This window comes from Cellulomonas sp. SLBN-39 (assembly GCF_006715865.1).
Lineage (GTDB): Bacteria > Actinomycetota > Actinomycetes > Actinomycetales > Cellulomonadaceae > Cellulomonas.
The window spans coordinates 849,653-864,614 of the sequence record NZ_VFOA01000001.1 but is presented as its reverse complement, the minus strand read 5'-3'; the positions used below and the strand labels follow the sequence as shown (position 1 = coordinate 864,614).

Below are 14,962 nucleotides of genomic sequence, written 5' to 3'. Positions count from 1 at the left end.
CCAGGAACCCTGCGACCGGAGGATGAGGGGCCCGCGCCCCGATCGCCCATGAACCTCAAGCGTCTCGCCCGTGGTCCGCTGCTGTGGATCGCGCTGGCCGTCCTGATCGCCCTCGTCGCCACGAGCCTGCTGCGGACCCCGTCCGCCCAGCGGGTCGACACCTCGACGGGCCTCGAGCTGCTGTCCGGGGGGAAGGTCGACCAGGTCCTCATCACCGAGGGCACGCAGCGCGTCGACCTGACGCTCGAGGACGCCTACAAGGACGAGGACGGCAACGACCTCGGCACGCAGCTGTACTTCTTCTACGTCACGCCGCAGGGCGACGACGTGGCGGCGGCCGTCGCCGAGGCCGACCCGGCGGGCGGGTGGAACTCCGAGGTCCCGCAGGTCTCCTGGTGGAGCAGCCTGCTCGGGCTGGTGCTGCCGTTCATCATCATCCTGGCGCTGTTCTGGTTCCTCATGTCGAACATGCAGGGCGGCGGCTCGCGGGTCATGAGCTTCGGCAAGTCCAAGGCCAAGCTGGTCTCCAAGGAGTCGCCGAAGGTCACCTTCGCCGACGTCGCGGGCGTGGACGAGGCCCTCGAGGAGCTCCAGGAGATCAAGGAGTTCCTCTCCGAGCCCGGCAAGTTCCAGGCCGTCGGCGCGAAGATCCCCAAGGGTGTGCTGCTCTACGGCCCCCCCGGCACCGGCAAGACGCTGCTGGCGCGCGCGGTCGCCGGCGAGGCGGGCGTGCCGTTCTACTCGATCTCCGGCTCGGACTTCGTCGAGATGTTCGTCGGCGTCGGTGCCAGCCGCGTGCGCGACCTGTTCCAGCAGGCCAAGGAGAACTCGCCGGCGATCATCTTCGTCGACGAGATCGACGCGGTCGGCCGGCACCGTGGCGCGGGGCTCGGCGGCGGGCACGACGAGCGCGAGCAGACGCTCAACCAGATGCTCGTCGAGATGGACGGGTTCGACGTCAAGACGAACGTCATCCTCATCGCGGCGACGAACCGCCCCGACATCCTCGACCCCGCCCTGCTGCGGCCGGGCCGGTTCGACCGGCAGGTCGCCGTCGAGCCGCCCGACCTCAAGGGGCGCGAGAAGATCCTCACGGTCCACTCGATGGGCAAGCCCATGGCGCCGGGCGTCGACCTCGGCGTCGTGGCCCGCCGTACCCCGGGCTTCACCGGCGCGGACCTGGCGAACGTGCTCAACGAGGCCGCGCTGCTCACCGCACGCCGTGGCGCGCAGGTCATCGACGACGCCGCGCTGGACGAGGCGATCGACCGTGTCATCGCCGGCCCGCAGAAGCGGACGCGCGTCATGAACGTCAAGGAGCTGAAGATCACCGCGTACCACGAGGGCGGTCACGCGCTCGTGGCGTGGGCCCTGCGGTACACGGACCCCGTGACGAAGGTGACGATCCTGCCGCGCGGCCGGGCCCTCGGCTACACGATGGTCATGCCGACGGAGGACAAGTACTCCACGACGCGCAACGAGCTGCTCGACCAGCTCGCGTACGCCATGGGCGGGCGCGTGGCCGAGGAGCTGGTCTTCCACGACCCGACCACCGGGGCGAGCAACGACATCGAGAAGGCCACGTCGATCGCCCGGAAGATGGTCACGCAGTTCGGCATGAGCGCCCAGCTCGGGGCGATCAAGCTCGGGCAGGAGTCCAGCGAGGTCTTCCTCGGGCGCGACGTCGGCCACCAGCGCGACTACTCCGAGGCCGTCGCCGGTGCCATCGACGTCGAGGTCCGGGCCCTCATCGAGCGGGCGCACGACGAGGCGCGCGCGATCCTCGTGGAGTACCGCGACGTGCTCGACGCCCTGGTCCTGGAGCTGCTCGAGAAGGAGACGCTCAACCAGGAGCAGCTCACCGAGGTGTTCGCCTCGGTGGTCAAGCGCGAGCCGCGCGACGTGTGGATCTCCGGCGACGAGCGCGCGGTCTCCGAGCGCGGTCCCGTGATGACGCCCGCCGAGCTCGCCGCCCTCGACGGCGCTCCCGTCGTGCCGCAGGACGAGGCCGCCGCCGCGCGGTCCGAGAACCCGGCCACCGTCGTCGTGGAGGTGCCGCCGGGCCAGACCCCCGACACCGACGGGCAGGGATGACATGACCTCACCGACCACCCCCGACGGACGCCCGGCCGCCGAGGCCCCGGGCCTGCTGCCGCCCCCGCCCGTCGCCCCGGCGACGTCGGCGCCCGCGGCACCGTCCACGCCGACCCCGGTCGCGCCGTCCGGCGCTGCGCCGTCCGGCCCCGCACCCTCCGGCCCCGCGCCGTCCGGCACCACCGCGTCTGGGACCACCGTGTCCGGGCCCGCGGCGACCACGCCCGCGGCAGCGGCCCCCACGGCTGCGGGCCCGACCACCCGGTCGGGCCGGTCGGTGCGACCGTACGACGAGGCCCGCGTGCAGCGCGCGGTGCGCGAGCTGCTGTCTGCCGTCGGCGAGGACCCCGACCGCGAGGGGCTGCGCGAGACGCCGGCGCGCGTCGCCCGCGCCTACCGCGAGGTGTTCGCGGGCCTGACGATGGACCCCCGCGACGCGCTCACCGCGACGTTCGACGTCGGGCACGGGGAGATGGTGCTCGTGCGCGACATCGAGGTGTACTCCACCTGCGAGCACCACCTCGTGCCGTTCCACGGCGTCGCGCACGTCGGGTACATCCCGGGCGCCGACGGTCGCGTGACGGGCCTGTCGAAGATCGCGCGCCTGGTGGACGTCTACGCCCGCCGGCCCCAGGTGCAGGAGCGCCTCACGACGCAGATCGCGGACGCCATGGTCGAGGTGCTCGAGCCGCGCGGCGTGATCGTGGTCGTCGAGTGCGAGCACCTGTGCATGTCGATGCGCGGCGTGCGCAAGCCCGGCTCGCGCACCACGACGTCGGCCGTGCGCGGGCAGATGCGGGACGCCGCCACCCGGGCCGAGGCCATGAGCCTCGTGCTCGGCCGCTGACCGCGTCCCTCGTCTCCCGGCCGACCCCCTAGGCTCGCGACGTGGACCGCAGCGCACGCAGCACGGCACCGGCCGGCTCCCGCCTGCCCGGGATCCCCACCACGCTGCGCGACGCGGGTCGCACGCTGGTCATGGGCGTCGTCAACGTCACGCCCGACTCGTTCTCGGACGGCGGGCGGTGGTACGAGCCCGGCGCCGCGGTCGCGCACGGCCTGGAGCTGCTCGCGCAGGGCGCGGACCTGCTCGACGTCGGCGGCGAGTCCACCCGTCCCGGGTCGGCGCGCGTGCCGGTGGAGGACGAGCTGGCCCGGGTGCTGCCGGTCGTCGAACGGCTCGTGGCGGCCGGTGCCGTGGTGAGCGTGGACACCACGCGGGCCGCGGTCGCGCAGGCGGCGGTCGAGCGGGGCGCGGTCCTCGTCAACGACGTCTCGGGCGGCCTGGCCGACCCGGGCATGCACGCCGTCGTGGCGCGCACCGGGGTCGCGTACGTGGCCATGCACTGGCGCGGGCACGCCGACGTCATGGACGAGCACGACGTGTACGACGACGTCGTCGCGGACGTCCGGCGCGAGCTCGCCGAGCGGGTCGCGCAGATGCGCGCCGCCGGGGTGCGCGACGAGCAGGTGGTGCTGGACCCGGGGCTGGGCTTCGCCAAGTCGGGAGCGAGCAACTGGCCGCTGCTCGCGCACCTGCCGGCGCTGGTCGCCGACGGGTTCCCGGTGCTCGTGGGCGCGAGCCGCAAGCGGTTCCTCGGGCACCTGCTCGCCGGGTCCGACGGCCGGCCGGCCCCGCCCTTGCAGCGCGACCGGGCCACGGCCGCGGTCACGGCGCTGGCGGCGCACGCCGGGGCGTGGGCGGTCCGGGTGCACGAGGTCGCGGCGTCGGCGGACGCCGTGCGGGTGGCCGCGGCCTGGGGCGCCGCGCAGGACGGGCCCGGTCCACGGGCGACGACGGGTGCGGGCGCAGGCCCGCACGGGGGAGAGGAGGCGCGGTGAACGTGCACGACGACGACGTCAGCGACGGCTCGGGCCGGCGGCTCGACCAGATCCGGCTCCAGGGCATCAGCGCGTACGGGTACCACGGGGTCCTGGACCACGAGAGACGGGACGGGCAGACGTTCCTCGCGGACGTCGTGCTGCACGTCGACACGCGGCGGGCCGCGGCCGGCGACGACCTGGTGCACACCGTGCACTACGGCGTGGTGGCCGAGCAGGTGGCCGCGGTGCTGTCCGGCGACCCGGTCGACCTCGTCGAGACGGTGGCCGAGCGGATCGCCGCGACCGTGCTCGCGCACCCGCTCGTCCAGGCCGTGGACGTGGCGGTGCACAAGCCGCAGGCGCCGATCACCGTGCCGTTCGGCGACGTCGTCGTCTCGATCCGCCGCGACCGGTCCAAGCTGCCCGCGGCGGAGCCGTACCAGGGGCCGCCGGCGTCGGGGCGGCGCGCGGCGCCCGCCGACCCGGCCCGCACGCACCCCCCGACGGCGCCGATGCCGCTGACCGCGCCGGCGCGCGGCGACGGTGCCCGCGCCGAGGGGAACGAGCTGCACGACGGGCACCCGGTGCGGGAGTCGGTGCTGCCGTCCGGGCACCTGGCGCCGCTGCCCGCGCCGTCGGGCACGCTGCCCGCACCGCCGTCCCCGACCGGGCCGCTGCCGCCCCCGGGGCCTGCCGCCGCGGCAATGCCCGTGCCGTCGACCCCGCCGGGCGGTCACCCGGGTGTCTACGCGGGCACGCACGCCGGGCCGCACGGCGGCGGGCTCGAGCAGCGGCCGGCGCCGTCCGCGCCCGACGACGAGCCGCCCGCCGCGCGCACCGCGCTCATGCCGCCGGTGCGGTGGGAGGACGAGCCGCCGACGTCGCCCGTGACCGGTGAGCTGGTCGTCGACGAGCTCGACCAGGCGCCCCCCGCCCCCGTCGACGTGGTCCTGGCGCTCGGCGCCAACGTCGGCCCCGCGCAGGAGACGCTGCGGCACGCCGTCGCCGACCTGGCCGCGGTGCCGGGCGTCGAGATCGTCGCGGTCTCGCCCCTCGCCCGCACGGCCGCGGTGGGTCCCGAGCAGCCCGACTACCTCAACGCGGTGCTGCTGGCCCGCACGTCGCTCGGCCCCCGGGACCTGCTGCGGGCCGTGCACGCGGTCGAGCAGCGCCACGGGCGCGAGCGCACCGAGCGGTGGGGCCCGCGCACGCTCGACGTCGACATCGTCGTGTACGGCTCCACGACGGCCGTGACGGACGACCTGGAGCTGCCCCACCCGCGGGCGCACGAGCGGGCCTTCGTGCTCGCGCCGTGGGCGCAGGTCGACCCGGAGGCCGTGCTGCCCGGGCTCGGGGGCGGGCCGGTCGCGCAGCTGGCCGCCACGGCGCCCGACCGCGAGGGCGTGCGCTGGATGGCCCTGGACTGGCTCACGGCCCCCGTGCCCGCGGCCAGCCCGGAGCCCGACGACGAGCACGGGCCGGACGCGCAGCAGCCATGACCGCGACCCGCTGGCAGACGCTCCTGCTCACCGCCGTCGGGGCGACGGCGGTGACGTGGTCGCTCCTGCGGGTGCTGGTCACGCGCGGCGGCACGCCGCCGGAGGTGCCGTGGCTCGTCGTGGCCGTCGAGGTGCTGATCGCGGCGGTCGTGCTGGCGATGGGCTGGGCGGTGCGGCAGTACCAGCAGGGGCGGCGCCCGACGCTGGACCCGATGCGGGCCGCGCGCACCGCGGTGCTGGCGAAGGCGTCGTGCTACACCGGGGCGCTGCTCGCGGGCTGGTACGGCGGGCAGGCGCTGTCCCTGCTGATGGACGGCGACGTGCCGGGCAACGGGGAGCGGGCCGCCGCGGCGGGCGTCGCGGCCCTCGGTGCGGTCGTCATGGTCGTCGTCGGGCTCGTCGTCGAGCACTTCTGCCGCATCCCGCCGCCGGAGGCCGAGCAGGACCTGCGCGGCACGGACCCCGCGGCGTCCTGACCGGGGGGAGGTGCGCCGGTGCAAGGATGGGCGTCATGACGTCCGACCTGCCGGCCACCGGCCCGTTCGACCCCGCCGACGTCGTGTGGACGCCGGTGTCGACCCGGCTCGCGCGCGTGCGGCTCCTTCTCCTCGCCCTGTGGGGGGTGCTGCTGCTCGCGATCACAGGGGGCGTCGCCGCGCTCGTCGGCGTGGCGTGGCTGTGGGCCCTGCCCGCGGTGGTCGCGGCGCTGCTGCTGTGGGCGGCGCTGCTCGTGCCGCGTCAGGTGCGGGCGCTCGCGTACGCCGAGCGCGACGACGACCTGCTGATCCGCCGCGGCATCATGTTCCGCCAGCTCGTCGTCGTGCCGTACGGCCGCATGCAGTACGTCGACGTGTCCGCCGGGCCGCTCGCGCGCCGGTTCCGCATCGCCTCGGTGCAGCTGCACACGGCCGCCCCGACGACGAACGCGTCGATCGAGGGCCTGCCGCCGGAGGAGGCCGCACGCCTGCGCGACCGGCTGGCCTCGCGCGGCGAGGCCCGGCTGGCGGGGCTGTGAGCGCGTCGGTCGACGGCCCGGCACCCGCACCCCGGCCGGACGCGGGCGTGCCGCCCGAGCAGGCCGCGCGCGCCGGCGAGGTCCCCGCCGACGCGTGGCGCCGCATGCACCCGGTGACGCCGGCGCTGCGCGGCTGGAAGGTGCTCGTCGCGGTCGTCGCGATCGTCAGCTACCAGGCGGCGGACGACCTGCGCCGGGCGGCCGAGCTGCTCGACGAGGGCACGGCGTGGCTGGTGCTGCTGGGTGCGCTGGTGCTCGTCGGCGTCGTCGGGTTCCTGTACTCGCTGCTCGCGTGGCGGGCGACGCGCTTCGCGGTCACGGCCGAGGCGGTCCACCTGCGTCACGGCATCCTGTTCCGCCAGCAGCGGCAGGCCCGGCTGGACCGGCTGCAGGCCGTCGACGTGGTCCAGCCGCTGCTCGCGCGGCTGTTCGGGCTCTCGCAGCTGACCCTGGAGGTCGCCGGCGGCAGCGGGTCGGCCGTCGAGCTGGCGTTCCTGCGCGAGCAGGAGGCGACCGAGCTGCGTGCGCAGATCCTCGCGCTGGCCGCGGGCGTCCGGCAGGTGCCCGACGCACCCGCGGCCGGGCCTGCGGCCCCGGCCGCCGACGCACCCGGTGCGCCCGTGCCCGACGGTACGGGTGCCCCCGGCCCCGACGGCGGCGCGGGCGTCGAGGGCGCGGCGCACCCCGCGCCGGCCGCCGCGACGTCGCCGGTCCCCGTCTTCGCCGAGGCCCCCGAGCGGCAGGTGTACGACCTGCCGACGGGCCGGCTCGTCGGCTCGCTCGTCCGCTCGGTGGCACCGTGGCTGCTGCTCGTGGGTCTCGTCGCCGGCGGGGTCGTCGTGGCCGTCACCCGGGACGTCGGCGGCGTGTTCTTCGCCGTGCCGGCGGTGCTCGGCGTCGGCGGGTACGTGTGGGGGCGCGTCAACACGGCCGCGACGTTCCGGGCCGCGACGTCGCCGGACGGGATCCGGCTGCGCCACGGGCTGACCGAGACCCGCACGCAGACCGTGCCCCCGGGCCGCGTGCAGGCCGTGCGCCTGACGCAGGGCCCGCTGTGGCGCCGGTCCGACTGGTGGACCGTGGAGATGAACGTGGCCGGCTACGGCACGGGCGAGGGCACGTCCGCCGACCAGGGCACCGTGCTGCACCCCGTCGCGACCCGCGCGGAGGCGGCCACCGCCCTGTGGCTGGTGCTGCCGGACCTCGGCGTGGACGACCCCCTCGCGGCGCTCGACGCCGCGCTGGACGGCACGGGCGACGACGGCGGCTTCACGCCGGCGCCCCGGCGGGCCCGCTGGGTCGACCCCGTGAGCTGGCGCCGCCACGGCGTCCTGGTGACCCGGACGGCGCTGATCCTGCGCTCGGGCCGGTTCTGGCGCACGGTCGTGGTGGTGCCGCACGAGCGCACGCAGAGCCTCGGCGTCGGCCAGGGGCCCCTCCAGCGCCGCCTCGGCCTGGCCACCTTCGAGGCGCACTCGACGCCCGGACCCATCGTCCCGACCGTCGAGCACCTCGACGCGGCGGCCGTGCGCGCCCTCCTCGACGAGCAGTCCGCCCGGGCGCGGCAGGCCCGCCGCGTCGCCGGCCCGGAGCTGTGGATGCGGGCCGCGACCGCGGACCTGCCGGGGGTCGCGGGCGCCGAGCCGCCGCTGGACGTGCCCACGGCGCAGGCGGCGGGCGCGCCGGGCGGCGGGACGGGCGCGGCCGACGCACCGCGCGCCGCCGACGCACCGCGCGCCGCCGAGGGGGCCGACGTCCCCGAGGGCCCGCGGTGACGGCCGAGCCCCCGGCACGTCCCGGTCGGCTCGGCGTCGGCGTGGTCGGCGCCGGGCGCGTCGGTGCCGTCCTGGGCAGCGCGCTGCAGGCTGCGGGCCACCCGGTCGTCGCGGTCAGCGCGGTGTCCGAGGCGTCCCGCGAGCGGGCCGCGGCGCTCCTGCCAGGCGTGCCCGTCGTGGAGGTCCCGGAGGTCGTGCGCCGTGCCGAGCTGGTGCTGCTGGCCGTGCCCGACGACGCGCTCGCGGGACTGGTCCGCGGGCTCGCGGAGACGGGTGCGTGGCAGGCGGGGCAGATCGTCGTGCACACGTCGGGCCGCTACGGCGTGGACGTGCTGGCCCCGGCGCGCGCGGCGGGCGTCATCCCGCTGGCGCTGCACCCGGCGATGACGTTCACGGGCACCTCGCTGGACCTCTCGCGCCTGGTGGGCTGCGCGTTCGCCGTGACGGCCCCGGGCCCGGTGCTGCCGATCGGGCAGGCGCTCGTCGTGGAGGTCGGGGGCGAGCCCGTCGTCGTCGCCGAGCAGGCGCGGGGGCTGTACCACGCGGGCCTCGCGCACGGCGCGAACCACCTCGTGGTGCTCGTCGCGCAGGCCGCGCAGGTGCTGCGCGAGGCCGGTGTCGCCGAGCCCGGCCGCGTGCTGCGGCCGCTGCTGGACGCGGCCCTCGACGGCGCGCTGCGGGCGGAGGACGCGGCGGGCCCCGACGGTACGGGGGCCATCGGCGCGCTCACCGGCCCCGTGCGCCGCGGCGACGCCGGCACGGTGCACGAGCACGCTGTGACCCTGGCCGCACTGGGCGCCCGCACCGGGGCCGTCGACGTGCCGACGGGGTACGGTGCCCTGGCCCGGGCGGCCGCGGCCCGTGCGCTGGCCGCGGGCGTCGTCACGGCCGAGGACGCCCAGCACGTGCTGGACGCCCTGGCGGGCATCACCGGCGCCCCGCCGGTGTTGGGGACGGACGGGACGGCCACCGGGCCGACCACCGACGACGACGGGTCCACGCCCGGCGCGCCGCAGGAGGACGCATGACCACCACGACGCCCGCGCTGGTGCGCGACCGCGGCGAGCTCGCCGCGGCGCTGGCCGCGCAGGACGCGACGACGCTGCCGCGCACCGAGGGTGCGCCGGACCGCGGGCGCCGGTACCGGCGTGCCGTCGTCATGACGATGGGGGCCCTGCACGACGGGCACCTCGCGCTCGTGGCGGAGGCGAAGCGGCTCGCGGAGGTCGTCGTGGTGACGATCTTCGTCAACCCGCTGCAGTTCGGGCCGTCGGAGGACCTGGCCCGCTACCCGCGCGACCTCGACGGCGACCTGCGCCTGCTCGCCGGGCCGGGCCTGCTGGGCCCGTCGGACGTGGTCTTCGCCCCGACGGTCGACGTGGTGTACCCCGACGGCGACCCGACGGTGCGGGTGGGTGCCGGTGCCCTGGGCGACGTGCTCGAGGGCGCGTCGCGGCCCGGGCACCTCGACGGCGTGCTCACGGTCGTGCTCAAGCTGCTGCACCTGACGCAGCCCGACGTGGCGGTGTTCGGCGCCAAGGACGCCCAGCAGCTCGCGGCGGTGCGGCGCATGGTGCACGACCTGGACGTGCGGGTCGACGTGGTCGCGCACCCGACGGTGCGGGAGGACGACGGGCTGGCCCGGTCGAGCCGCAACGCGTACCTCGCGGCGGACGAGCGGGCGCGGGCCCGGGCGCTGGCGGCGGCCCTCGCCGCGGGTGCGGCGGCGGCCGACGACGGTGCGGGACCGGCGGGCGTGCTGGCGGCGGCCCGCGGCGTCCTCGACGCGCACCTGACCGCGGACGACGCGGTGGACTACGTGGCGCTCGTCGACCCCGCGACGTTCGCGGACGCGGGGCCGGGCACGGAGCGGGCGCTGCTGCTGCTCGCGGTGCGGGTCGGCGCGACCCGCCTCATCGACAACGCGACGGTGGTGCTGCGCGGGGCGGTCGCCGCCGCGGCGCGCACGGGCCACGGGGACGGGGCTGACGCATGACCACGCTGCACCGCACGATGATGACGGGCAAGATCCACCGGGCGACGGTCACGGCGGCGGACCTGCACTACGTCGGGTCGATCACGATCGACGCGGACCTGCTCGCGGCCGCGGACGTGCTGCCCGGGCAGCAGGTCGACGTCGTCGACGTGACCAACGGCGCCCGGCTGACGACGTACGCGATCGCGGGGGAGCCCGGGTCGGGGCAGGTCTGCGTCAACGGTGCCGCGGCGCACCTCGTGCACCCGGGCGACGTCGTCATCGTCATCGCCTACGGCACGATGTCGGACGCCGAGGCCCGCACGTACTCCCCGCACGTGGTGCTCGTCGACGCGGACAACCGCGCGGTCGCCACGGGCGAGGACCCGGGCGGCGTGCCGGCGGACTGGTCCGCGGCGACGGGGCTGGAGCCGAGCGGCCTGTCGCTCGCCGACGGCCGCGACGCGGTCGCCCGGCGGTGACGCGGCTGGCGACCCGGCTCGCGGCGCCCGCGCCGGGCTGGACGACGCACGCCGACGCGGTCGTCGTGGGCTCCGGGATCGCGGGCCTGACGGCGGCGCTCGAGCTGCGCACCCGGGTGCGGCGCGTGCTGCTGGTGACCAAGGGCGTGCTGGTCAGCGGGTCGACGGTGTGGGCGCAGGGCGGTGTCGCGGCGGCCCTCGACCCGTCGGACTCCCCGGCGGCGCACCTGCACGACACGCTCGTCGCCGGCGGCGGGCTGTGCGACCCCCGCGCGGTGGAGACGCTGGTGACGGAGGGCCCGGCGCGCGTGCGCGAGCTCGTCGGCCGCGGCGCGGTGTTCGACACGGGCCCCGACGGCGGCATCGCCCTGACCCGTGAGGGCGGGCACCTGGCCGACCGGATCGCCCACGCGGGCGGCGACGCGACCGGCGCGGAGATCTCCCGCGCCCTGGTCGCGCAGATCGAGGCGGTCCGCGACGACCCGGGCATCGAGGTCGTCGAGCACGCCCTCGTGCTGGACGTGCTCACGGGCGCCCCCGACGCGGACGGGCGGCCCGGGCCGGTGCGCGGCGTCACGCTGCACGTCATCGGCGAGGGCCAGCGCGACGGCGTCGGCGCCGTCCTGGCCCCGGTGGTCGTGCTGGCCACGGGCGGCATCGGCCAGGTGTACCGCTCGTCGACGAACCCCGCGCAGGCCACGGGCGACGGCATCGCCGCGGCCCTGCGGGCCGGCGCCCGCCTCGGCGACATGGAGTTCGTGCAGTTCCATCCCACCGTGCTGTGGCTGGGCAGCGGCGTGAAGGGCCAGCTCACGCTGGTCTCGGAGGCGGTCCGCGGCGAGGGCGCGCTGCTGCTCGACACCGACGGCGTGCGGTTCATGCCGGACGTGCACCCGCTGGCCGAGCTCGCGCCCCGCGACGTCGTGGCGCACGCGATCGTGCGGCAGATGACGTCCACGGGCGCGGACCACGTGTGGCTGGACGCCCGCCACCTGGGCGCGGACTTCCTGCGCCGCCGCTTCCCGACGATCCACGAGCGGCTGCGCGAGCACGGCATCGACCTCACGACGGACCTCGTGCCGGTGGCGCCCGCCCAGCACTACCACTCCGGCGGGGTCGTCACCGACCTCGACGGGCGCACGTCCGTGCCCGGGCTGTACGCGGTCGGGGAGGTCGCGTGCACGGGCGTGCACGGCGCCAACCGGCTCGCGTCGAACTCGCTGCTGGAGGGCCTGGTGTTCGCGCACCGGGCCGCGCGCGACGTCGTGGCCCGCCTCGACGGCGGGTTCCTCGTGCCCGGCGACCCCGTCGAGCGGCCGGGCCCCGCGACCCTCGTCGCGGCCGCCGCGCGCGCCCGCATCCAGCGGGTCGCCACCGACGGCCCCGGCGTGCTGCGCTCGGGCGAGGGCCTGACGGCCGCGGCCGCACGCCTGGCCGCCGTCCCGACCGACGCGCACCGGCGGTCCGACGACGGCCGCACGCTCGCCGCCCCCCAGGTCGCGGAGTGGGAGACGACGAACGTGCACCAGGTCGCCTCGGTGCTGACGGACGCCGCCCTGGCGCGCGAGGAGTCCCGCGGCGGGCACGCCCGCACGGACTTCCCCGCGACCGACGACGCGTGGCGCGTGCGCCTGGAGGCCGCGCTCGACCCGGACGGCGCGCTGACGGTGAGCCGCAGCCCGATCACGGGGCTGCGCTGACCCCACCGCCCGGGCGCGTACCGGGGCACCGGTGCACGGTCGGTAGGTTGGGCGCGTGCCCGCCACGAGCCCCGCGCCCCGTCCCGCGTCGACCACCCCCCGCCCCGGGGTCCTGCCCGGGGACGCCGGACCCGACGCCGCCGACGTGGCCCGCGTGGTCGCCGCGGCGCTCGACGAGGACCTCGGCCCGCTCGGCCGCGACGTGACGACGCAGGCGACGGTCCCGGCGGACGCCACCGGCACGGCCGACGTCGTGGCCCGCGCGCCGGGCGTCGTCGCCGGGCTCGTGGTGCTGCCGGTGGTGCTCGACGAGGTCGCCGACCGCCTGGGCCTGCCCGCGGCGGCCGTCGAGGTGCTGCGGCCCGACGGCTCGGCGGTCGCGCCGGGCGACGTCGTCGCGACCGTCACCGGCCCCGTCCAGGTGCTGCTCGTCGCCGAGCGCACGCTGCTCAACCTCGTCTCGCGCGCCTCGGGCGTGGCGACGCACGCGCGCCGGTGGACGGACGCGCTCGCGGGCACGGGCGCGCAGGTGCTCGACACCCGCAAGACGACGCCGGGGCTGCGGGCGGTGGAGAAGTACGCGGTGCGGTGCGGCGGCGGCACGAACAAGCGCATGGGCCTGCACGACGTGGCGATGGTCAAGGACAACCACGTGGTGGCCGCGGGCTCGGTCGCCGGGGCGATCGCGGCGGTGCGGGCCCGGTTCCCCGACGTCGCGGTGCAGGTCGAGGTCGACACCCCGGAGCAGGCGGACGAGGCCCTCGACGCGGGCGCGGACTTCCTGCTGCTCGACAACATGCCGACGCCGGTGCTGGCGGCGACGGTCGCGCGGGTGCGCGCCCGCGAGCAGGAGACGGGGCACGTGGACCTCGAGGCGACGGGGACGCTCACGCTGGACCGTGCCGCGGAGGTCGCGGGCACGGGGGTGGACTTCCTGTCGGTGGGGGCGCTGACGCACTCCTCGCCGATCCTCGACGTGGCGCTGGACCTGCGCGCGTCCTGAGCCCGTCACGGGTGCGCGACCGTGCCGGTGCGCCCCGGGCCCGACCGTAGGATTGCGCGGTGACCTCCACGCCCTCCGCCGAGCCCGTCGAGCCCGCCGCCGTCGTCGACGACGTCCCCGAGCAGATCCGGGTCCGGCGCGAGAAGCGCGAGCGGCTGCTGGCCGCGGGGGTGGCGCCGTACCCGGTGGGCGTGCCGCGCACGCACACGGTCGAGGAGGTGCGCGCGGCGCACGCGGACCTCGAGCCGGGTGCGGAGACCGACGACGTCGTCGGCGTCGCGGGACGCGTGGTGTTCCTGCGGGTCACGGGCCGGCTGGTCTTCGCGATGCTGCAGGACGGGGCGGGCAACCGGCTGCAGGCGATGCTCAGCCAGAAGGAGGTGGGCGCGGACGCGCTCGCGTCGTTCAAGGCGGACGTCGACCTCGGCGACCACGTGTTCGTGCACGGGCGGGTGATCTGCTCGCGCACCGGCGAGCTCAGCGTCATGGCCGACGAGTGGCGCATGGCCGCGAAGGCGATCCGGCCGCTGCCGAACCTCTACGAGGGCACCGAGATGTCCGAGGAGACCCGGGTCCGGCAGCGCTACGTCGACCTGGTCGTGCGGCCCGGGGCGCGGGACATGGTGCGCACGCGCGCGGCCGTGGTGCGTTCCCTGCGCGAGAACTTCCACCGTCGCGGGTACCTCGAGGTCGAGACCCCGATGCTGACGACGCGGGCGGAGGGCGCCGCGGCCCGGCAGTTCGAGACGCACATGAACGCGTTCGACATCGACCTGTTCCTGCGGATCGCGCCCGAGCTGTTCCTCAAGAGGGCGGCGGTCGGCGGTGTCGAGAAGGTCTTCGAGATCAACCGGAACTTCCGCAACGAGGGCGTCGACGCGACGCATTCGCCGGAGTTCGCGATGCTGGAGGCGTACGAGGCCTACGGCGACTACGACACGATGGCGGTGCTCACGCAGGACCTCGTGCAGACGGCTGCGCTGGACGCGTTCGGCACCACGACGGTGACGCTCGCCGACGGTTCGGAGTACGAACTGGGCGGGGAATGGGCGCAGCTGACGATGTACGGGTCGTTGTCGCAGGCCCTCGGCGAGGAGATCACGCACGACACCCCGGACGCGGTGCTCGTGGCGCTGCTGGAGAAGGCGGAGATCGACCTGGCGCCGGCGCGGCGCAACCACGGCAAGCTCGTCGAGGAGCTGTGGGAGCACCACGTGGGCTCGACGCTGTGGGCGCCGACGTTCGTGCGGGACTTCCCGGTGGAGACGTCGCCGTTGACGCGTGACCACCGCACGCACGACGGTCTGGTCGAGAAGTGGGACCTGTACGTGCGCGGCCTGGAGCTGGCGACCGCGTACTCCGAGCTGGTCGACCCGGTCGTGCAGCGGCAGCGGTTCGAGGCGCAGGCGCTGCTCGCGGCCGGTGGCGACGACGAGGCCATGCGCATCGACGAGGACTTCCTCACGGCGATGGAGCACGCGATGCCCCCGTCGGGCGGCATGGGGATGGGCGTGGACCGGCTGATCATCGCGATGACGGGCCAGGGCATCCGCGACACGATCCTTTTCCCGCTCGTGAAGCCGCAGGCGTGAGGA

13 protein-coding genes are annotated in these 14,962 nt (G+C 76.6%); all 13 read left to right on the top strand.

The window, feature by feature from the left end:
* Positions 1–48 precede the first annotated feature (48 nt).
* Complete coding sequence (ftsH, locus tag FBY24_RS03825) at positions 49–2,094, top strand: ATP-dependent zinc metalloprotease FtsH (protein WP_142158221.1); 2,046 nt, start codon at positions 49–51, stop codon at positions 2,092–2,094.
* 277 nt (positions 2,095–2,371) lie between these two features.
* Entirely contained in the window at positions 2,372–2,941 is a 570-nt protein-coding gene (gene folE, locus FBY24_RS03820; RefSeq protein ID WP_142163141.1) for a GTP cyclohydrolase I FolE, read from the top strand.
* Between the two features lie 131 nt (positions 2,942–3,072).
* Positions 3,073–3,936 carry a dihydropteroate synthase gene (folP, locus tag FBY24_RS03815; protein WP_142163139.1) on the top strand — a complete coding sequence of 288 codons (864 nt, stop codon included), beginning with the start codon at positions 3,073–3,075 and terminating at the stop codon, positions 3,934–3,936.
* Entirely contained in the window at positions 3,933–5,417 is a 1,485-nt protein-coding gene (gene folK / locus FBY24_RS03810; protein WP_142158219.1) for a 2-amino-4-hydroxy-6-hydroxymethyldihydropteridine diphosphokinase, read from the top strand. Before folP ends, folK begins: the two co-directional genes overlap by 4 nt.
* Entirely contained in the window at positions 5,414–5,893 is a 480-nt protein-coding gene (locus FBY24_RS03805; protein WP_142158217.1) for a DUF3180 domain-containing protein, read from the top strand. Before folK ends, FBY24_RS03805 begins: the two co-directional genes overlap by 4 nt.
* A 35-nt stretch (positions 5,894–5,928) precedes the next feature.
* Positions 5,929–6,432 carry a PH domain-containing protein gene (locus FBY24_RS03800; protein ID WP_142158215.1) on the top strand — a complete coding sequence of 168 codons (504 nt, stop codon included), beginning with the start codon at positions 5,929–5,931 and terminating at the stop codon, positions 6,430–6,432.
* Positions 6,429–8,207, top strand: coding sequence for a PH domain-containing protein (locus FBY24_RS03795; RefSeq protein WP_255432202.1), 1,779 nt, complete (start codon positions 6,429–6,431; stop codon positions 8,205–8,207). The genes FBY24_RS03800 and FBY24_RS03795 overlap by 4 nt, the downstream gene beginning before the upstream one ends.
* Positions 8,204–9,235, top strand: coding sequence for a Rossmann-like and DUF2520 domain-containing protein (locus FBY24_RS03790; protein WP_142158213.1), 1,032 nt, complete (start codon positions 8,204–8,206; stop codon positions 9,233–9,235). Before FBY24_RS03795 ends, FBY24_RS03790 begins: the two co-directional genes overlap by 4 nt.
* The gene (panC, locus tag FBY24_RS03785; protein WP_142158210.1) at positions 9,232–10,203 is read left to right on the top strand and encodes a pantoate--beta-alanine ligase; all 972 of its coding nucleotides are present in this window, start codon (positions 9,232–9,234) and stop codon (positions 10,201–10,203) included. Before FBY24_RS03790 ends, panC begins: the two co-directional genes overlap by 4 nt.
* Positions 10,200–10,664, top strand: coding sequence for an aspartate 1-decarboxylase (panD, locus tag FBY24_RS03780; RefSeq protein ID WP_140459593.1), 465 nt, complete (start codon positions 10,200–10,202; stop codon positions 10,662–10,664). Before panC ends, panD begins: the two co-directional genes overlap by 4 nt.
* A complete protein-coding gene (locus FBY24_RS03775) occupies positions 10,661–12,364 on the top strand; it encodes an L-aspartate oxidase (protein ID WP_142158208.1) in 1,704 nt (567 codons plus the stop codon). The genes panD and FBY24_RS03775 overlap by 4 nt, the downstream gene beginning before the upstream one ends.
* 55 nt (positions 12,365–12,419) lie before the next feature.
* Entirely contained in the window at positions 12,420–13,367 is a 948-nt protein-coding gene (gene nadC, locus FBY24_RS03770) for a carboxylating nicotinate-nucleotide diphosphorylase (protein WP_142158206.1), read from the top strand.
* Positions 13,368–13,426: 59 nt separating this feature from the next.
* Complete coding sequence (lysS, locus tag FBY24_RS03765) at positions 13,427–14,959, top strand: lysine--tRNA ligase (protein ID WP_142158203.1); 1,533 nt, start codon at positions 13,427–13,429, stop codon at positions 14,957–14,959.
* The last annotated feature ends 3 nt before the right edge of the window (positions 14,960–14,962 follow it).